At 58.9% G+C, this 18,917-nt stretch carries 13 protein-coding genes, 2 tRNA genes and 3 rRNA genes (1 of these 18 running past the window's edge); 7 read left to right on the forward strand and 11 right to left on the reverse strand.

The features are described from left to right. Positions 1 to 72 precede the first annotated feature (72 nt). From QZH45_RS25455 to QZH45_RS25465, 3 genes are all read left to right on the forward strand, one after another. On the forward strand, positions 73 to 1,491 hold the full coding sequence (locus QZH45_RS25455) for a short-chain fatty acid transporter (protein WP_055135149.1): 1,419 nt from the start codon (positions 73 to 75) through the stop codon (positions 1,489 to 1,491). 111 nt (positions 1,492 to 1,602) lie between these two features. After that, positions 1,603 to 2,763 (forward strand): hypothetical protein, encoded by a 1,161-nt coding sequence (locus QZH45_RS25460; RefSeq protein ID WP_053191878.1) that lies wholly within the window; start codon positions 1,603 to 1,605, stop codon positions 2,761 to 2,763. A 207-nt stretch (positions 2,764 to 2,970) separates the two neighbouring features. After that, a complete protein-coding gene (locus QZH45_RS25465) occupies positions 2,971 to 3,498 on the forward strand; it encodes a hypothetical protein (protein ID WP_024778189.1) in 528 nt (175 codons plus the stop codon). A gap of 11 nt (positions 3,499 to 3,509) precedes the next feature. On the opposite strand, the gene can is transcribed toward QZH45_RS25465, so the two are convergent. Next, on the reverse strand, positions 3,510 to 4,154 hold the full coding sequence (can, locus tag QZH45_RS25470; protein ID WP_024778190.1) for a carbonate dehydratase: 645 nt from the start codon (positions 4,152 to 4,154) through the stop codon (positions 3,510 to 3,512). Positions 4,155 to 4,285: 131 nt separating this feature from the next. Between can and QZH45_RS25475 the strand changes: the two genes are divergently transcribed. After that, positions 4,286 to 4,690 carry a hypothetical protein gene (locus QZH45_RS25475; RefSeq protein WP_024778191.1) on the forward strand — a complete coding sequence of 135 codons (405 nt, stop codon included), beginning with the start codon at positions 4,286 to 4,288 and terminating at the stop codon, positions 4,688 to 4,690. 143 nt (positions 4,691 to 4,833) lie between these two features. Here the strand turns inward: QZH45_RS25475 and rimI are convergent, their stop codons facing one another. Then, positions 4,834 to 5,286, reverse strand: a complete 453-nt coding sequence (gene rimI, locus QZH45_RS25480; RefSeq protein ID WP_003205585.1) for a ribosomal protein S18-alanine N-acetyltransferase — start codon at positions 5,284 to 5,286, stop codon at positions 4,834 to 4,836. Then, the gene (locus QZH45_RS25485; protein ID WP_080686212.1) at positions 5,279 to 6,064 is read right to left on the reverse strand and encodes an energy transducer TonB; all 786 of its coding nucleotides are present in this window, start codon (positions 6,062 to 6,064) and stop codon (positions 5,279 to 5,281) included. The genes rimI and QZH45_RS25485 overlap by 8 nt, the downstream gene beginning before the upstream one ends. Positions 6,065 to 6,244: 180 nt before the next feature. Between QZH45_RS25485 and mksB the strand changes: the two genes are divergently transcribed. From mksB to mksF, 3 genes are read left to right on the forward strand one after another with little or no spacing between them, the layout of a single operon-like run. Beyond that, positions 6,245 to 7,522, forward strand: a complete 1,278-nt coding sequence (mksB, locus tag QZH45_RS25490) for an Mks condensin complex protein MksB (protein ID WP_024778193.1) — start codon at positions 6,245 to 6,247, stop codon at positions 7,520 to 7,522. Continuing rightward, positions 7,512 to 8,213 carry an Mks condensin complex protein MksE gene (gene mksE / locus QZH45_RS25495; protein ID WP_024778194.1) on the forward strand — a complete coding sequence of 234 codons (702 nt, stop codon included), beginning with the start codon at positions 7,512 to 7,514 and terminating at the stop codon, positions 8,211 to 8,213. Before mksB ends, mksE begins: the two co-directional genes overlap by 11 nt. Next, positions 8,210 to 11,050: an Mks condensin complex protein MksF gene (mksF, locus tag QZH45_RS25500; RefSeq protein ID WP_024778195.1), complete on the forward strand. Its 2,841-nt coding sequence runs from the start codon at positions 8,210 to 8,212 to the stop codon at positions 11,048 to 11,050. The genes mksE and mksF overlap by 4 nt, the downstream gene beginning before the upstream one ends. A gap of 217 nt (positions 11,051 to 11,267) precedes the next feature. On the opposite strand, the gene QZH45_RS25505 is transcribed toward mksF, so the two are convergent. The 8 genes from QZH45_RS25505 to QZH45_RS25540 all read right to left on the reverse strand — a co-directional run. Then, complete coding sequence (locus QZH45_RS25505; protein ID WP_024778196.1) at positions 11,268 to 13,571, reverse strand: PqiB family protein; 2,304 nt, start codon at positions 13,569 to 13,571, stop codon at positions 11,268 to 11,270. Continuing rightward, complete coding sequence (locus QZH45_RS25510) at positions 13,564 to 14,187, reverse strand: paraquat-inducible protein A (RefSeq protein ID WP_024778197.1); 624 nt, start codon at positions 14,185 to 14,187, stop codon at positions 13,564 to 13,566. Before QZH45_RS25510 ends, QZH45_RS25505 begins: the two co-directional genes overlap by 8 nt. Beyond that, positions 14,174 to 14,833, reverse strand: coding sequence for a paraquat-inducible protein A (locus QZH45_RS25515; RefSeq protein ID WP_024778198.1), 660 nt, complete (start codon positions 14,831 to 14,833; stop codon positions 14,174 to 14,176). The genes QZH45_RS25510 and QZH45_RS25515 overlap by 14 nt, the downstream gene beginning before the upstream one ends. A gap of 148 nt (positions 14,834 to 14,981) precedes the next feature. Beyond that, positions 14,982 to 15,097 (reverse strand): 5S ribosomal RNA (rrf, locus tag QZH45_RS25520). Between the two features lie 170 nt (positions 15,098 to 15,267). Then, positions 15,268 to 18,159, reverse strand: a 23S ribosomal RNA gene (locus tag QZH45_RS25525). 252 nt (positions 18,160 to 18,411) lie between these two features. After that, positions 18,412 to 18,487, reverse strand: a tRNA-Ala gene (locus QZH45_RS25530). 26 nt (positions 18,488 to 18,513) lie between these two features. Continuing rightward, positions 18,514 to 18,590 (reverse strand) — tRNA-Ile (locus QZH45_RS25535). A gap of 65 nt (positions 18,591 to 18,655) precedes the next feature. Beyond that, positions 18,656 to 18,917 (reverse strand): 16S ribosomal RNA (locus QZH45_RS25540) (it continues 1,275 nt past the right edge of the window). The 16S, 23S and 5S rRNA genes sit together here with 2 tRNA genes alongside, the layout of an rRNA operon.

Below are 18,917 nucleotides of genomic sequence, written 5' to 3' on the forward strand. Positions count from 1 at the left end.
ACCGTTGTCGGGGCCTCGCCGCTCCAGATACCCGTACCCATAAAATCAATCATAAGAATCGAGGTAATCACCGTGACCACCGACATCCAAGACAGCCGCTCCGCCCGCTTCGCCTTGCGCTGCTCCAGTTTTGCCGAACGCTGGTTTCCCGACTCCTGGGTCTTTGCCGCGTTGGCGGTGCTGGTGGTCGCGCTGGCGACGCAGCTCATCGGCGCCACGCCTACGGCCGCCGCCATGGCGTTCGGCGATGGTTTCTGGAGCCTGATCCCGTTCACCATGCAAATGGCCTTCGTCGTCATCGGTGGCTACGTGGTCGCCAGTTCGCCTCCCGCCGTCAGGTTGATCGATCGCCTGGCACGCATCCCAAAGAATGGGCGATCCGCGGTGGCCTGGGTGGCGCTGATTTCCATGGTCGCCTCGCTGCTCAACTGGGGCTTGTCGCTGGTCTTCGGCGGCCTGCTGGTGCGCGCGCTCGCTCGCCGCACCGATCTGAAGATGGACTATCGCGCCGCCGGTGCCGCCGCTTACCTGGGCCTCGGCGCAGTGTGGGCCTTGGGGTTATCGTCGTCGGCGGCGCAGTTGCAGGCCAACCCGGCCAGCCTGCCCCCGTCGATCCTGTCGATCACCGGCGTCATTCCATTCACCCAAACCATTTTCCTCTGGCAGTCCGGCATGTTGTTGCTGGCACTGATCGTCATTTCGCTGCTGATTGCCTACGCGACCGCTCCAGGCCCGAACAGCGCCCGTGACGCCGCCGCGTGTGGCATCGACCCCAGCTTCAGCATGCCGGCCCTGCAGCCCCGTACCCGTCCCGGGGAATGGCTGGAACACAGTCCGCTGTTGACTATTGCGCTGGTGTTGCTGGCCGCCGGCTGGCTGTCCCACGAGTTTTCGACCAAACCGGCAATCAGCGCGATTTCGGGGCTCAATACCTACAACTTCCTGTTCCTGATGCTCGGCGCATTGCTGCACTGGCGCCCGCGCAGCTTTCTCGATGCAGTGGCCCGCGCGGTACCGACCACTACCGGCGTACTGATCCAGTTCCCGCTGTACGGCTCGATCGCCGCACTGTTGACCACCGTCAAGGGCGGCGATGCCCAGACGCTCGCCCACCACATCTCGACCTTTTTCGTACAGATCGCCTCCCACGACACTTACGCCTTGTTAATGGGGGTCTACTCGGCGGTCCTGGGCTTCTTCATCCCTTCCGGTGGGGGCAAGTGGATCATCGAGGCCCCCTACGTAATGCAAGTGGCCAGTGACCTGAATTACCACCTGGGTTGGGCAGTCCAGATCTATAACGCCGCCGAAGCGTTGCCGAACCTCATCAATCCCTTCTACATGCTGCCGCTGCTGGGTGTGTTGGGGCTGAAGGCCAGGGACTTGATCGGCTTTTCCTTCGTGCAACTGCTGGTGCATACACCGTTGGTGCTGGTGCTGCTATGGGCGCTGGGCACGACATTGGTCTATTTGCCACCAGTGATGCCATAAAGCCATAAAAAAGGGCCGATATTTACATCGGCCCACTTTTTCTTCAGCTCGGTCTGTTTCAGTATGGGGGCGCCCTGTTCGAAGGGCTCAAACGCTGAAAAGGATCTGAGCATGTCTAGACTTGCAGTATTTCCCCTTGCCGCCCTGGCCCTCAGTGCCACTGTCCACGCGGCCGACATCAATGTACAGCTTGGCAGTACCGAACGCGTCACCCGCCTCTTCGCTTACCCCAACAACTGCAACGTCATCTGCTTCCGCAACTGGACGCTGGAACAGACCGTCGAGCATTACCTGACCCAAAGCGTCCAACGTGACGGCTACAGTACCGCCAAGGTCAGTGTCAAACGTGACAACGGTAAAATCTACGCCCACATCAGCGGCGTGCCGAAAGCCTATGGCCAACCGCTGAGCAAACTGCTCGATGCCGGCGACCTGGCGTACAAGGGGGCCACGAAGCTCAACGATGACAAGAAATGGGCCTACAACTGGTACTTGTTCCTGCCGCTGGGCATGGCCCTGGAAAACCGCAAGAGTGTCGAACTGTTGCACTTCCCGCCGGATTACTCCCTGACCCAGGCCCAGGACTACCTGGAATCAGCCACCACCGATCGTTGGGCCACGCTGCTGACGGTCAACGGCATCGCCGCCGACCAGACACCGGCCTACCAGACCATCATCGACATCGCCCCCATCGCGGCGCCGTCCACTGCTGGCGCGACGCTGGAGGGAGTCTACGATTACTTCAACGACTACCAGACCACCATGGTCAAGCAAGTCAGCCAGAGCGCCGGCGGGACCGCGCTGCCGATGGTGGCCTTTGGCGCCCCCGTGCGCAACTGGATCAAGACCCAGTACGGCCAGACCGTAGCGGTGCTCGGCCTGGCGACCATCTCCCCCGCCGCCGGCGTCAAGGTTCCGGTCCTTGGTTCCAACCACCCAAGCTACATCTGGTATGCCGCCGACCCGGAAAGCTACGGCGGCGACGAAGCCAAGGCAGACGCGGCAGGCTTGAAAGTCATGGGCCAGGACCTGAGCGCTGCCTGCTGGCAAGCCGGCATGGGCAGCAAGCCAAGCAGCGATCCAACCACCCAATTGAACCAGTGCACGCAGACTTGGCAAGTCACGCAAAAGGAAAAAACCTGCGAGTTGTTCTACACCTCGATTCGCAAACTGTCGCCGGAAGACGCGGCGAAAAAATGCGAGACGCCTGAAATCAAGTCGCAACTGCCGCAATTGAAGGTGCCCACGCCGTTGCCATCCGAGCCGGTATGACCTCCAAAGCCTGATGACGAGGCGTACTCACTCGCCATGAGTGCCGCTTTCCTGTGTAAGCCCTCGCTCACACGGGAAAGCGCCTTTGGCGCCTGTCAGAGTTGACAGTAGATGTCCCGCCGGTCTTGGAGGAAGCTACCCGGGTCAATCACGACCGTTGGCAGGACGCCAACGCCAGCAAGTCGGCCTGTACCGACAAGGACCGTCATGACCATCTTCGTTGCAGATAAAGCCTTTTCGCAGGACCGGGACTGCATATACCCGGAAAAAGTACTCAGCCTCCGCCAGGGTTATCCGTCTGCCCGTGATTTCGAAGTGCTACGCCCCCCCAACGGACGCGGCAATACCGTTATCGCCCGGAAAAGGTTCGCCCCCATGGAGCGGATGTGCAGGGTATCGGGGCTGCTGGTTGGCCGACGACGCCTGCACACGGTGCAGATCCTGCCGGACATACATATGTATGACCCGCACTTCGCCGGATTGCTGCTGCATTCCTGCAACCCGAATGTCTTTCTCGACATGAGCGAACTGTGGTTGTGGGCACTGACGCCCATTCACGCTGGTGACTGCCTGACGATGGACCACGCCAGTACCGAACAGAAACTCTATCGGCAGTTTGCCTGTCGGTGCGGTTCGTCCAATTGCCATGGCTGGATCACCGGCTATGACGAACCGCCCAACGAACAGGGCATGAAGTTCCTGAAACACTGGCGCCGCCGCTGTCACCGCGACTGACGCCAGTCAGATCAGGGAGCGCCCACCGGACGCAAGCGATACTGCGGCGGCAACTGCTCGAAACCGCTGATCGTGGTGTCCAGGCTTTTCCAGCGCCCGTCCTTGATGCCATAGATGCAACCATGGATCGACAGCTTCTGGCCGCGATGCCAGGCGTTCTGCACGATGCTGGTGTGGCCGACGTTGGCCACCTGCTGAATCACGTTGAGTTCGCACAGACGGTCCACGCGCTCTTCTTCGGTCGGCAGTTGCGCCAACGCTTCGCGATGCTCGTAATACAGGTCGCGAATGGAACGCAGCCAGCCATCGATCAGACCCAACTGGCGATCCTGCATCGAGGCCCGCACGCCACCACAGCCATAATGGCCGGTGACCAGGATGTGTTTGACCTTGAGCACGTCTACTGCGTACTGGATCACCGACAGGCAGTTGAGGTCGGTGTGCAGCACCACGTTGGCCACGTTGCGGTGCACGAACAGATCGCCCGGCAACATGCCGACGATCTCGTTGGCCGGCACCCGCGCATCGGAACAGCCGATCCACAGGTATTCAGGGGTTTGCTGACGAGCCAGCTTGGAGAAGAAGTCAGGATCCTCCTGCTTGATCGCATCGGCCCAGCGCGCGTTGTTATCAATCAGATCTTGTAGTTCGTTCATGCTGTCTTGCCCTCGAGAACAGTGCGAAACTTTGACATCGGAGCGGCTGTCGAGGTCACTTCGATAATGCCGTTGGAATTCTCGACACGGCTACCGGTCCATCCAGTAAGGCCCAAAGTAGGAGAGTTGCCATGAATGATTCACGACGTCCTTTCGATGCGGCGCAACCGGAGCCCATTGATGACAACGAAGACCGCATGGGTTCGATGCATGAACTGGAGTTCGATGAAGATGAGCCCAGCGCGAAGATCGGTGACGAACTGCCGGAAAACGAACGCGAACAATTGATGCCTCGTGAACGCGTTCGCGAGGCCGGCATGACCGGCGCCTCAATGGATGATCATCAACCCACCGAGGATGACATGAGCCCCGAGACGCTCATCCGCGAAGACGGCGCCCGGGATGCCCATGAGGCCGGCGGCGACGAGCAGGCCGATTGGGACCTGAGCGTGGTGGATGAAGATGACATTGGCGGGGGCGATGGATTGGACGAGGCCGAGATGGCGGATATCGACCCACTGGACGGCAAGCGCTGAGTGAATCGCAGCCCTCCAGGCTGCCTATACACCTGTGGGAGCATGGCTTGCCCGCGATGAAACCAGGACAGTCGATAGCTCGACCACTGACCCATCGCTATCGCGGGCAAGCCTTGCTCCCACAGGAGACTTCTATGCTGGCTTCAATCCACCAGCGTACAAGCCATGACCACTGCGTCTTCACGTCCACCCACGGCCGGATAGTAATCCCGCCGCCGGCCGATCTCGTTGAAGCCATAGCGCTCGTACAACCGGAACGCCGTGCGGTTACTGTCGCGCACCTCCAGGAAACATTCCCGGGCCTCGGCCTTGTACGCAATCGACATGAGATGCTCCAGCAGGCGCAAACCCAGCCCCCGCCCCTGGTTTTCCGGCTTGACGGTAATGTTGAGCAGGTGCGCCTCGTCAAGAATGATCTGCACCACGCCATGCCCCACCTGCTGCTGGCCTTCGAACATCAGCCAGATCTGGTACTTGCCCAGCCCATCGAGAAATATCCCCCGGGTCCAGGGATGGCTGTAGGCTGCATATTCGATCTTCAGCACAGCATCGAGGTCCGCCTCGGTCATCGGGCGAAACGAAACAGCATCACTCATTCGATTCTTTCCAGCGCGCCATCAGCCGGCGCATGGCTTGCCAGACTTCAGCCTTGTGCCGTGGCGTTTCCATTAACAATTCCAGACCCGGTAATGCCCAGGCCGATCCCAGCCCTTCGACCTGCAGTTCACGATTGAACGCTTGCGCGTCCGCTTCGCCGGCAAACTTCACCGCCGGCAGGCCGATCAACCACAGGCACGCGCAGGGCGCATCTTCGAGCCGCGCCGATACAAAACCCTGGACGAAATCCCGTGCAGCTTCCGGCCCCTGGTCCATCGTCCCGCGGGACAACAGCGGCCAGCGTACCGGTTCACCCACTATCTGCGGACTGTCCGGCAGGCCGGCGGCGCGCAACATGTCCTTGAGCAGCAGGTACGCGGGGTCGCGGCTCTGGAACGGTTCGCCGGTGGGCAGCTCTACCAGCAACAGGCATCGTCCGGCACGCAACAACTGCAGGGCGAAACGCGGTGGCGGGACCGGGGCGACCCTGGCCGGGGCCGGTACCTCTGGAGCGTCCTCCACCGGCTTGGCGCCGGTGCGGGTCGAGGCAAGGCTTGGCCGTGGGACTTCGATTTTCGGCCGTTCGGCCACAGGCGCTGCGGGCTCGGCCACGGTCCGGGCCACAGGCGCCGCCGCAGCCGGTGCGGGCTCTGCCGGACGGGGCATTTCCAGCAGTTCGGGCCGCGACGGGGCGGCGAACGGCAATTCGGTGCGCGGCAGCCAATTGACCACCTGCATGGCGGTCAGATAAGCGCGGCGGCGGGACTCGATAAGCAAAGGTCGGCCACTTGTGGATAACTGAAGGTGGGAGGGATTCTACCGCCGTTCGACGCGGATCGCTTCCCTGATGAGTCGATAGTTGGGCAATACAGACGACAGTCCGTCTCAGGGGTGAATCGCAACCGGCCCGATGCAGTACAATCGCCCCTTTTAATTGCCAACCCGACGGCCATTGCGATGATCGAACCCAAGCGCGTCTTGCGCGCCCTTGCTGAACACTGGGCATTGCTGGAACCTTTGTGCGAGCACTTCGACCAGGGCACCCTGAGCCTCAACGAATTGCGTTCACAACTGGCCGCCCAACAGTTGGACAGCACGCCCCAGGACATCACCAACCTGCTGGACGTGTGGATCCGCCTGGACATCCTGGTGCCGGTGGCGAAAAGCCCGAACCGCTTCGAGCTGAACGCCCAGATCCATGACTTCCTCGCCTACCTGCGACGCGAACACCGCCTGGGCCTGTGCCTGGAAATTGAAGCCTACCTGCGTCACCTCGAACGTCTGGCCGGCTACATCCAGGACGCCTTCGACGTGCGCGACGGCAACGACCTGGCGCGCCAGTTGCGCCTGCTGGACATGCGCGTGCGGGACGTGCTGAAGAAACTTGCCAACGACGAGCAGGCCCTGGTGGCCGTGGCCGAACGGGCCAAGACCAGTGATCGGCAGATCCCGCTGCGCCAGCGCTACGCTGAAGTGCTGGCGACCTGGGACGAATATGTCGAACCGATGATCCAGTTGGTGAACGCCGACGGTGCGTTCGAGCAAGGCGTGCGCAAGGTCGAGAATGTGCTGTTGCGCATGCTCACCGAGCAGCAGCGCCTCGGCCATCTGGTGGACGACGACATGCTGCTGCGTACCCACGCCCGCATTCTCGAGATGCAGACCAGCGCCCAACTGACCCTGCGCCATGCCCGTGAACTGCTCCTGCCACTGCGCGAAGAGGCCCGCCGTCACAACGCCGTGACCCGCGGTGCAGCCCTGGCCCTGGCCGCCATCCGTCGTAAAGGCATCGATGCCGTGCCGCAGGCGGCCATGCCTTTGTTCACCCGGCCGCAAAGCACTTTCCTCGGCAGCGCCAGCCAGGTTGAAGCCTATGTCTACGCCCTGGCCCGTTTCGAGCCGAAACCGGCGCGCTTCCCCAAGTCCCACAAAACCCACCAGGGCGGCGATGCCCCGCGGGCGCCGCGCACCGTGCGCGAGATGGTCGAGCGTTGCGAAGACGCCCTGCCGCTGCCGGACCTGATGGTCTGGCTGCTGGAGCAAGAGCCAGACGGCGCCACCGACGAATTGTTGTACTGGTTCTCGCGCCTGTCGCGGGAAAAACGCTTCAAGCGCGAGCGCCTGGAACGCCGCGAATACCACACTCACGAGCATCAGGTCAGCCTGCGCTCCTTCGCCCTGCTCTCGGCCCGCGACGCTGCCGAGGATTCTGCGAGCATCCCCCATGCATCTTGATCTATCCGAACTGTCCCAGCTGGCGCCGATCTTTCGCGAGCTGTTCAAGGGTTACCACGTCAGCCGCCGCGACCCGGAGCTGTACGCGCAACTGTCGAACTTCCAGGACCAGTACCGCACGCTGTTCAAGGCCCTGGGCTTCGAACTGGTGTGCGATACCCGTGGCTTCTACTACTTTGTGCCGGACCTGGCCGCTGCGGCAGTGAACAAGACCGCCCAGCGCCTGGCGCTGTTCACCTTCATTCTCGTCGAGCACCTGGCCGACCAGGGCCGCGACCCGATTGCCGTGCTCGACGGTGGCAGTCTGGGCCGCGATGAACTGCCTTCACTGCTGGAAAAATACCGCGACCTGTTCATCCAGGCCGAAGTGCAGACCCAGGAAGAGCTGGAAGAAAAAATCATGCGCCGCATGACCCAACTGGGCTTCGCCAGCGAAGACAACGGCGTGTATCGCTTCCTGCCGCCGATGCACCGTTTCCTCGACGTCTGCCTGTCGGTCCAGCAGGACCGCGACCTGGCGGCCAGTGTACACAGCGTACTGCCGTTGCCGGCACCGGTACTGATCGACGAAGACAGTGACGAGAAGCTGCTGCAAACCGACGACCCGCTCGACCTGGCGCCGTTTGAAGACGAAAGCGAAGAAGACGCACTGGCCCGCGCCATTGCCGAAGAACAGGAGACCGACGCATGAGCCAGGAACGCTACGGCATCCGCCGCTTCGCCCTTTTGAACACCGCCGGCTACAGCCTCGGGCTGTTCCCGCTGGAAGAACCGCTGTCGGTGTATGGCGCGAACAACCTCGGTAAATCCGCCTCGATCAACGCCTTGCAGTTCCCGATCCTGGCGCGCATGTCAGACATGAGCTTTGGCAAGTACAGCCTGGAACAATCCCGGCGCTTCTACTTTGCGTCGGACACCAGCTACATCCTGGTAGAAGTCGCCCTGCCCCACGGTCCTCACGTGATCGGCGTGGTCGGTCGCGGCCCCGGCGGCGGTTTCGGCCACCAGTTCTTTGCCTACGCCGGCAAACTGGACCTGGCCCATTATCAGAAAAACGACACCTGCCTGCGTCAGAAAGAACTCTTCACCAACCTGGAGCGCGAAGGCCTCAAGGCTTACGAACTCAAGCCTGATGAACTGCGGCGCCTGCTGGTGGGTGGCCACACCTCGATTCCCCTGGACTTGACGCTGATCCCGCTGCGCTCCACCAGCGAGCAGAGCCTCAAGACTTTCCGAGCGCTGTTCATCAACCTGCTGCACATGCGCGAAATCACCGCGGCCAAGCTCAAGCAGCTGTTCCTCGACGCCTTCGAGCACAGCCTGCGTTCCGGTAGCGTGGATTACATCGCCGCGTGCGAAGAAGCCTTCCGCGACGTACGACGCATGGAGCAGGACTACAACTCCCTGGTGGCCGCAGGCCCGTTGGTGGAAGCCCTGGCCAATGGCGTGAAGCAGCGCGATATCCTGCGCGGCAAATTGCATCGCCTGTCGCCACTGCTCGACTCGTTGCTGGGCACCTGGTCGGACTACGCCGGTGCACGCAAGGAAGAGCTGACCATCCAGGCCGAACACTACCGAAACGAGCAGGATTCGCTGCAGAACGACCAGCGCGGCAGCACTCAGGAGTTGATGCGCCTGGAGCGGGAAATCACCGGCATCCAGCGCTGGCTCGGTGAACTGTCAGTGCTCAAGCATCGCTTCGCCCTGGTGGATGACGTCAAAGTCCTGGAGCAACAACTGCTCGCCGCCAAGGATGCCCACGACGAACTGGCCGGCGCTCTGGCCCAGTCCCGACAGTTCAGCGCCGAAGACCTGGAGGAACGTCTGCGGGATCTGGAAAAACGTCTGAAATCGGTCAAGCAGCAACTCGATCACGCCGACAACAACAGCTACGCCCGCCTGCGGGAGGAGTTCTCGCAACAGGACGTCGAGCGCCTGATGCGCCTGTTCAATAGCGCACTGTTCAGCCTGCCGCTGGGCGAGCATGGCATAGCACTGGATGAGAACGGCGACTGGGTCAAATCCGTGGAGCTGATCCTCGACGGCTTCAAGGGCGAGCGCTTCGAAGTACCCGGCCTGTCCATCGACCTGTCCCACATCGAGCCGCCAGCCCTGCAAGCACTGGCCGACCGCGCCGCATTGCGGGACCAGAAAGAGCGCCTGGAGAAAGAACTCAAGCAACTCAAGACCCAGCAAGCCGTGGCCGCCGACCGTGCGGCGAGCAAGACCCAGACCGAAGCGCTGTACCAGCAGGTACTGGACGCGCAAAAGGCCTTGGAAGACTTCCGTCGCAGCCAGACCCTGAGCGCCGAAGAAGGCGAAAAGCTTGAGCAACTGGCACAGATGGAAGCCGCCCAGGACGAACTCAAGCGCTCCAGTGACGCGTTCACCGAGCGCGTCCAGCAGTTGTCCGCCAAGTTGCAACTGGTGGGCCGACAGATCGCCGATATGGAAGCCAAGCAGCGCACCCTCGACGACGCCTTGCGTCGCCGTCAATTGCTGCCGGCGGACCTGCCGTTCGGCACGCCATTCATGGACCCGGTCGACGACTCCATGGATAACCTGTTGCCGCTGCTCAATGACTATCAGGACAGCTGGCAAGGCTTGCTGCGGGTCGACGGCCAGATTGAGGCGCTGTATGCACAGGTGCGCCTCAAGGGCGTTGCCAAGTTCGACAGCGAAGATGACATGGAGCGCCGCCTACAGCTGCTGATCAACGCCTATGCCCACCGTACCGACGAAGCCCTGACGCTGGGCAAGGCCCGTCGTGCGGCGGTGACCGACATCGCCCGGACCCTGCGCAACATCCGTAGCGACTACGACAGCCTCGAACATCAACTGGCGTTGTTCAACCGTGAGATCAACAAGCGCCAGGTGTCCAACCTGCAGAGCTTCCGCATCGTCCTCGCACCGAACAAAGAAGCGCTCAAGCACATTGACCAGATCATCCACAGCGCCGGTCAATACGAGGAAGGCGAGACTCTCTCGGTGTTCGACCTCAGCCAGAGCGCCGAGCAGGACAACAAGAACGAAGAAGCCAAGGAATATCTGGCACGCCTGGTGGCGGCGAACCACAACCAGCTCGGCCTCAAGGATCTGTTCGAACTGGCTTTCGAGATCACCAAGGTCAACGGCCAGCCAGTGATCCACACCGACATCGACGGCGCCGCGTCAAACGGCACCACCATGACCATCAAGGCGCTGACCAACATGTACTTGTTGCTGCACTTGATGGACCGCGAGCAGGCCGGTCGCGTGCGCCTGCCGTACTACTTGGATGAAGCGGCGGACATCGATGAAAAGAACCAGGCAGCGCTGCTGGAAACCAGTCTGCAACTGGGCTTCGTACCGATCCTGGCGAGTGTTAAACCGCAGGTCTGTGCCAGCGTCGCCATCGACCTGGAAGGCGGCAGCGGCCCGAACGGTATCTACATCGACGAAGCGGACTGGAAGTACATCCGCCGTCACGATGTAGTGAAGGCCACGGTGAATGTCGAGGCCGATGAGCCGGAACTGGATCCGGTGTGAGGTAAGTCTCGAAGAATGAAAAAGGCCGCGATCCATTGGATCGCGGCCTTTTTCATTGGGATGTCTGAAACTCTTGTGGCGACCATAGCGCTGTCATCGCGAGCAGGCTCGCTCCCACAGAGGGGTCGGGTTTGATCACCTATTCAACGCCTGCAGAAAATTCCTGTGGGAGCGAGCCTGCTCGCGATGACGTCGGAACAGGCCACCACTTGACCCGCTATTTACCGAGCTTGATCTTGGGTGCCCAGGTCAGCCACTCAGCCTCGTATTTATCGAACAACGGGAAGGTCTGCTCCGGCCGCGCCGGGCTGCCCATGCTCTCGCCATCCGGTGTCGCAAAAGCGACGCCCCCCTGGATCAACGTCTCCAACGACTCGGTCCGCACCGTGGCGCCCTTGAACAGGCCGAAGTCCATGTCGAAACCGCTGGTGTTCCAGAATCGCGTACCACTGCGTACCAGCGGCGCGTATTTGGGTTCGATCAGGATGTGGATCAGCACCCGATCCGCCGTCTGGCCCAGTTCATAACCGGTGACCTTGCCCACGGTGATCTCGCGATAGGTCACTGGCACGCCCGTCTTCAACGAGCCGCGGCGGGCAGCACTCAACACCAGGCTCAAACCGGCTTCGGGCACGGCACTTTCCGGTGGGCTGGCAAGGGCGACGAAGTTCTTCTGCGGCCCGAGGTTTTTCGTCGAGGGCAGCACTTCGAGATACTGACCGGTCACCAGTGTTTCCAGGTTCGAGGTCTTGATCAGCCCCAGCTCGGGTTTGACGACCCAGAACTGGCTGCCAACCCGGGCGATACGCTCCGGCACTTCAGTGATGCGGGCAGTGAGCTGCACCGACTGCAGGTCGGCACTGAGATCAACGTCCTCGACCTTGCCCACATCCAACCCTTTGTAGCGAATCGGTGTTCCGCTGCGCAAACCGTCGGCACGATCGACTTTGATTGTCACCACGGTGCCGTTCTGTTGTGCGGCTTCGCGGTTCTCGAACAGGCGGAAGCGGGGGACACGTCTTTTCAACGGTACATTGGGCACCGGCGTTTCGAAGGCGATACCGCCAGCCATCAGGCTTTGCAGCGATTCACTCTTGACCTGGATTCCCCCCGTCAGACCTCCCGTGAGGGTAATGCCACTGGCGTTCCAGAACCGCGTCGAACCGTTGACCAGCCCTTCGTATTCCTTCTCGATGTGCACACCTACGATCAACTGCTTTTTCTTGCGGGAGAATTGGTAGCTCTGTACCGAGCCGACCTTGACCTGCTTGTAGAGGATCGGGCTGCCGACCTCCAGCGATCCGAGGTTTTCAGTCAACAGCACCAGATGCAGGCCGGGCGAACGCAAGTCCAGCGGCGGCGCCTTCGCCCTGGCTTCGAACTCACGCTGGGGGGCCGCGCCCTTGTCGCCGGGTCGCACGGCAATGTAGTTGCCCTTGACCAGCGCTTCCAGGCCGGTGATCCCCGCCAGGGAAATCGACGGCTTGACGACCCAGAACTGAGTGCCGGTTACCAGATAATCTTCGGCCAGTGGGTCCATGGTCAGTTCAGCCGTAGCGCTGGACAGGTCAGAGTCAATCTTGAGGTTCTTCAGGCTGCCGACCTGGATGCCTTTGTACATCACCGGGGTACGGCCGGCCTGCAGACCTTCAAAGTCGCTGAGCTTGACCTTCACTCGAATACCGGCAGCAGCGGCGTCAAAGTCCTCGTAAAGACGAAACGGCAGGCTGGGATCCGTGGGCGGACTGTCCTTACGGCTCTCCGGCGTGGCGAACGCAATACCACCGGCAACGATACTCGCCAGGGACTCGCTGCGGACTTTGACGCCCGAGAGATTGGCATCGATGCTGATGCCGCTGGCGTTCCAGAAGCGCGTGTGTTTACGCACCAGGCTGGCATAGGTTGGTTCGATGAAAACCTTGATCTCCACCGTGTTCTGATCTTCGGATAGCTGGTAGCTCTTCACCTGCCCAACCTGGATCTGCTTGTAGAACACCGGGCTGCCCCGATCCAGCGAACCCAACCGGTCAGCCTTGATGGTCAGGTGCAAGCCTGGCTTGGCATCCGACAGCGGCGGCTCTTGGGCCAAGGCCTTGAACTTGCGGCTGGACTCTCCTTCACCCGGGCTGATAGCTACGTAGTTACCCGATACCAGGGTTTCCAGGCCAGTGATCCCGGCCAGGCTCACGCTCGGCTTGACCAGCCAGAAACGCGTTCCGGTCTTCAGGTATTGTTCCACATCCTTGTTCATCTCAACGGTCGCGACCACCCCTTTCGAACTGCCTTCATCGTCCAGGGTGAGGGCCTTCACTTTGCCGACCGGCATGCCTTTATAGACCACCTCGGTTTTGTTGGCCTGAATACCCTCGCCGCTCTCGAAGCGTACGCTGATCTCGATCCCGGTCTCGTTATAAGCCCGCCAGCCGAGCCAGCCCCCGATGACCAAAGCAATCAGCGGCAAGACCCAGATGGCCGACCAGTTCGAGGCCGGTCGGGTTTTAGCGGTAGGCAAATCAGTCATGGTCGTTATCCGACTCCGTGTTATCCCAAATCAGTCGGGGATCGAAGGTTACTGCGGCAATCATTGTCAAAATCACTACGCTGGCAAAAGCAATCGCGCCGAGACCGGCTTCGACACTGGCGAGTCGTCCGAAATTCACTACCGCCACCAGAATCGCGATAACGAAAATATCCAGCATCGACCAGCGGCCAATGAACTCGATGAAACGATACATAAGGATGCGCTGCCTTGCAGACATGGGCTGGTGCCGCTGAACGGAAAACAACAGCAAGGCAATACCCACCAGTTTGAAGGTAGGTACCAGGATACTGGCGATGAACACCACGGCCGCAATCGGGATCATGCCGTGCTGCACCAGCTCGATGACACCGGCCATGATGGTACTGGGGGCACCATGGCCCAGCGAGTTGATCGTCATGATCGGTAGGATATTGGCCGGGATGTAGAGAATGGCGGCGGTGATCAGCAGTGCCCAGGTACGCATCAAGCTGTTGGGGCGACGGGGATGTATCCGCGCTCCGCATCGGGTACAGGCTTGTTCGTCGGCGTCGGCATCCAGCCGATTCAATTCATGGCATTCGGTACAGATCAGAATGCCTGCATCAATCGCCCGCATGGGCATCCTCTCCTGATAACGCTTGCCAGATCTGATGTGGTGACATCACCACCTCCAACCAGACCTGAACCAGCAGCAAACTGATGAAACACACCAACCCAAGGCCCACGGTGATGGCGGCCATGTCCGCCAACTTGACGATAGCTACCAACACGCCCATGAGATAGACCTCAAGCATCCCCCAATCTCGCAGGTGGTGATAAACGCGATACAACAGCAGGCCGTAGCTACGGCCGACCTTCCAGCGAATGGTCAACAATACAGCCAGCTGACAAAGCAGCTTGAGCAGCGGTACACCCATGCTGCACAGAAACACCACCACCGCAATGCCTTGCATACCGCTATCGAACAGACCGACTACGCCACTCCATACGGTGTCCTGGGAGGATTGACCGAGCAGATTGAGCTGCATGATGGGTAGAAAGTTTGCGGGCACGTACAGCAGCAGAGCTGCGATGACCAAGGCGAGACTGCGCTCGACAACATTGGGCCGGTGGGCGTAGAGCTCATATCCACAACGGGGGCATTCGGCTTTTTCGCCATGGGACAATCGAGGCTTGCGCATCAACAGGTCGCACTCATGGCATGCTACCAGTTTGTCTAAAGGCAGTTCTGACAACCGATGGGTGTCCAGCGGGTCGGGCATAAACAACTCTGGCTCAACTGAGGTGGGGGTATTCTAGTGCTCCAGCTCAAAAATAACTGTGCAAATTTATTGCGAGCTTTCGCGGGCTTTCCTGCGGGCAAAAACAAAACCCCTACCTGCGTCAGCAGATAGGGGTTTCGGAATTTAATCTTGACGATGACCTACTCTCACATGGGGAAACCCCACACTACCATCGGCGATGCATCGTTTCACTTCTGAGTTCGGGATGGGATCAGGTGGTTCCAACGCTCTATGGTCGTCAAGAAATTCTGTAGCCAGCGCGTTGCATGGGCAACGTTCCAGCGAATGGGTATGCGATAGTTTGTGTGTTGCTGCTGAGTCAGTTCGAACTTTCGGTTCGTTTCGTCTTCACACACCGCAATCTGGCGCCCTGTGCTTTTCAGCTCGGAGCAAGCAAATTGCTTGGGTGTTATATGGTCAAGCCTCACGGGCAATTAGTACAGGTTAGCTCAACGCCTCACAGCGCTTACACACCCTGCCTATCAACGTCGTAGTCTTCGACGGCCCTTCAGGGAGCTCAAGGCTCCAGTGAGATCTCATCTTGAGGCAAGTTTCCCGCTTAGATGCTTTCAGCGGTTATCTTTTCCGAACATAGCTACCCGGCAATGCCACTGGCGTGACAACCGGAACACCAGAGGTTCGTCCACTCCGGTCCTCTCGTACTAGGAGCAGCCCCTCTCAAATCTCAAACGTCCACGGCAGATAGGGACCGAACTGTCTCACGACGTTCTAAACCCAGCTCGCGTACCACTTTAAATGGCGAACAGCCATACCCTTGGGACCGGCTTCAGCCCCAGGATGTGATGAGCCGACATCGAGGTGCCAAACACCGCCGTCGATATGAACTCTTGGGCGGTATCAGCCTGTTATCCCCGGAGTACCTTTTATCCGTTGAGCGATGGCCCTTCCATACAGAACCACCGGATCACTAAGACCTACTTTCGTACCTGCTCGACGTGTCTGTCTCGCAGTCAAGCGCGCTTTTGCCTTTATACTCTACGACCGATTTCCGACCGGTCTGAGCGCACCTTCGTACTCCTCCGTTACTCTTTAGGAGGAGACCGCCCCAGTCAAACTACCCACCATACACTGTCCTCGATCCGGATAACGGACCTGAGTTAGAACCTCAAAGTTGCCAGGGTGGTATTTCAAGGATGGCTCCACGCAGACTGGCGTCCACGCTTCAAAGCCTCCCACCTATCCTACACAAGCAAATTCAAAGTCCAGTGCAAAGCTATAGTAAAGGTTCACGGGGTCTTTCCGTCTAGCCGCGGATACACTGCATCTTCACAGCGATTTCAATTTCACTGAGTCTCGGGTGGAGACAGCGCCGCCATCGTTACGCCATTCGTGCAGGTCGGAACTTACCCGACAAGGAATTTCGCTACCTTAGGACCGTTATAGTTACGGCCGCCGTTTACCGGGGCTTCGATCAAGAGCTTCGCGTTAGCTAACCCCATCAATTAACCTTCCGGCACCGGGCAGGCGTCACACCCTATACGTCCACTTTCGTGTTTGCAGAGTGCTGTGTTTTTAATAAACAGTCGCAGCGGCCTGGTATCTTCGACCGGCGTGGGCTTACGCAGCAAGTGCTTCACCCTCACCGGCGCACCTTCTCCCGAAGTTACGGTGCCATTTTGCCTAGTTCCTTCACCCGAGTTCTCTCAAGCGCCTTGGTATTCTCTACCCAACCACCTGTGTCGGTTTGGGGTACGGTTCCTGGTTATCTGAAGCTTAGAAGCTTTTCTTGGAAGCATGGCATCAACCACTTCGTCACCCAAAGGGTAACTCGTCATCAGCTCTCGGCCTTAAGATCCCGGATTTACCTAAGATCTCAGCCTACCACCTTAAACTTGGACAACCAACGCCAAGCTGGCCTAGCCTTCTCCGTCCCTCCATCGCAATAACCAGAAGTACAGGAATATTAACCTGTTTTCCATCGACTACGCTTTTCAGCCTCGCCTTAGGGACCGACTAACCCTGCGTCGATTAACGTTGCGCAGGAAACCTTGGTCTTTCGGCGTGGGTGTTTTTCACACCCATTGTCGTTACTCATGTCAGCATTCGCACTTCTGATACCTCCAGCAAGCTTCTCAACTCACCTTCACAGGCTTACAGAACGCTCCTCTACCGCATCACTTACGTGATACCCGTAGCTTCGGTGTATGGTTTGAGCCCCGTTACATCTTCCGCGCAGGCCGACTCGACTAGTGAGCTATTACGCTTTCTTTAAAGGGTGGCTGCTTCTAAGCCAACCTCCTAGCTGTCTAAGCCTTCCCACATCGTTTCCCACTTAACCATAACTTTGGGACCTTAGCTGACGGTCTGGGTTGTTTCCCTTTTCACGACGGACGTTAGCACCCGCCGTGTGTCTCCCATGCTCGGCACTTGTAGGTATTCGGAGTTTGCATCGGTTTGGTAAGTCGGGATGACCCCCTAGCCGAAACAGTGCTCTACCCCCTACAGTGATACATGAGGCGCTACCTAAATAGCTTTCGAGGAGAACCAGCTATCTCCGAGCTTGATTAGCCTTTCACTCCGATCCACAGGTCATCCGCTAACTTTTCAACGGTAGTCGGTTCGGTCCTCCAGTCAGTGTTACCTAACCTTCAACCTGCCCATGGATAGATCGCCCGGTTTCGGGTCTATTCCCAGCGACTAGACGCCCTATTAAGACTCGCTTTCGCTACGCCTCCCCTATTCGGTTAAGCTCGCCACTGAAAATAAGTCGCTGACCCATTATACAAAAGGTACGCAGTCACAGAACAAAGTCTGCTCCCACTGCTTGTACGCATACGGTTTCAGGATCTATTTCACTCCCCTCTCCGGGGTTCTTTTCGCCTTTCCCTCACGGTACTAGTTCACTATCGGTCAGTCAGTAGTATTTAGCCTTGGAGGATGGTCCCCCCATATTCAGACAAAGTTTCTCGTGCTCCGTCCTACTCGATTTCACTTCTAAGATCCTTTCGCGTACAGGGCTATCACCCACTATGGCCGCACTTTCCAGAGCGTTCCGCTAAAATCAAAGAAGCTTAAGGGCTAGTCCCCGTTCGCTCGCCACTACTAAGGGAATCTCGGTTGATTTCTTTTCCTCAGGGTACTTAGATGTTTCAGTTCCCCTGGTTCGCCTCTTGCACCTATGTATTCAGTGCAAGATAACCATCTTGTGATGGCTGGGTTCCCCCATTCAGACATCTCCGGATCACAGTCTGTTTGCCGACTCCCCGAAGCTTTTCGCAGGCTACCACGTCTTTCATCGCCTCTGACTGCCAAGGCATCCACCGTATGCGCTTCTTCACTTGACCATATAACCCCAAGCAATCTGGTTATACTGTGAAGACGACATTCGCCGAAAATTCGATCTTGCTCATGAGAGCAACTCACAAATTTTACCTTAGCCTGATCCGTTACCAGTGAAAGTAACGTTCAGTCTATCTTTCTATCACATACCCAAATTTTTAAAGAACGATCTAATCAAAAGACTAGAAATCAACATTCATCATCGCGTCGATGGAATGCTCATTTCTAAGCTTTAAACGAGGGTCACCAATCGGTAATGGTGGAGCCAAGCGGGATCGAACCGCTGACCTCCTGCGTGCAAGGCAGGCGCTCTCCCAGCTGAGCTATGGCCCCGTATCGCTACAGGGTGCACCAGTAATTGGTGGGTCTGGGCAGATTCGAACTGCCGACCTCACCCTTATCAGGGGTGCGCTCTAACCAACTGAGCTACAGACCCAATCGTCTTCTTCAATGAATCAAGCAATTCGTGTGGGAGCTCATGGAGCAGCTGCTGTCGTCGATTAAGGAGGTGATCCAGCCGCAGGTTCCCCTACGGCTACCTTGTTACGACTTCACCCCAGTCATGAATCACACCGTGGTAACCGTCCCCCCGAAGGTTAGACTAGCTACTTCTGGTGCAACCCACTCCCATGGTGTGACGGGCGGTGTGTACAAGGCCCGGGAACGTATTCACCGCGACATTCTGATTCGCGATTACTAGCGATTCCGACTTCACGCAGTCGAGTTGCAGACTGCGATCCGGACTACGATCGGTTTTATGGGA

The organism is Pseudomonas corrugata, from assembly GCF_050920615.1.
In the GTDB taxonomy this organism is placed as follows: domain Bacteria; phylum Pseudomonadota; class Gammaproteobacteria; order Pseudomonadales; family Pseudomonadaceae; genus Aquipseudomonas; species Aquipseudomonas corrugata.

Bases quoted from the DNA above. Each gene is read 5' to 3' on its own strand.
- rimI (WP_003205585.1), bottom strand. From the start codon at position 5,286: ATGAGTGATGCTGTTTCGTTTCGCCCGATGACCGAGGCGGACCTCGAT.
- can (WP_024778190.1), bottom strand. From the start codon at position 4,154: ATGAACGAACTACAAGATCTGATTGATAACAACGCGCGCTGGGCCGAT.
- QZH45_RS25465 (WP_024778189.1), top strand. From the start codon at position 2,971: ATGACCATCTTCGTTGCAGATAAAGCCTTTTCGCAGGACCGGGACTGC.
- mksE (WP_024778194.1), top strand. From the start codon at position 7,512: ATGCATCTTGATCTATCCGAACTGTCCCAGCTGGCGCCGATCTTTCGC.
- QZH45_RS25510 (WP_024778197.1), bottom strand. From the start codon at position 14,187: ATGCGGGCGATTGATGCAGGCATTCTGATCTGTACCGAATGCCATGAA.
- QZH45_RS25505 (WP_024778196.1), bottom strand. From the start codon at position 13,571: ATGACTGATTTGCCTACCGCTAAAACCCGACCGGCCTCGAACTGGTCG.
- QZH45_RS25475 (WP_024778191.1), top strand. From the start codon at position 4,286: ATGAATGATTCACGACGTCCTTTCGATGCGGCGCAACCGGAGCCCATT.
- QZH45_RS25515 (WP_024778198.1), bottom strand. From the start codon at position 14,833: ATGCCCGACCCGCTGGACACCCATCGGTTGTCAGAACTGCCTTTAGAC.
- mksF (WP_024778195.1), top strand. From the start codon at position 8,210: ATGAGCCAGGAACGCTACGGCATCCGCCGCTTCGCCCTTTTGAACACC.
- mksB (WP_024778193.1), top strand. From the start codon at position 6,245: ATGATCGAACCCAAGCGCGTCTTGCGCGCCCTTGCTGAACACTGGGCA.
- QZH45_RS25460 (WP_053191878.1), top strand. From the start codon at position 1,603: ATGTCTAGACTTGCAGTATTTCCCCTTGCCGCCCTGGCCCTCAGTGCC.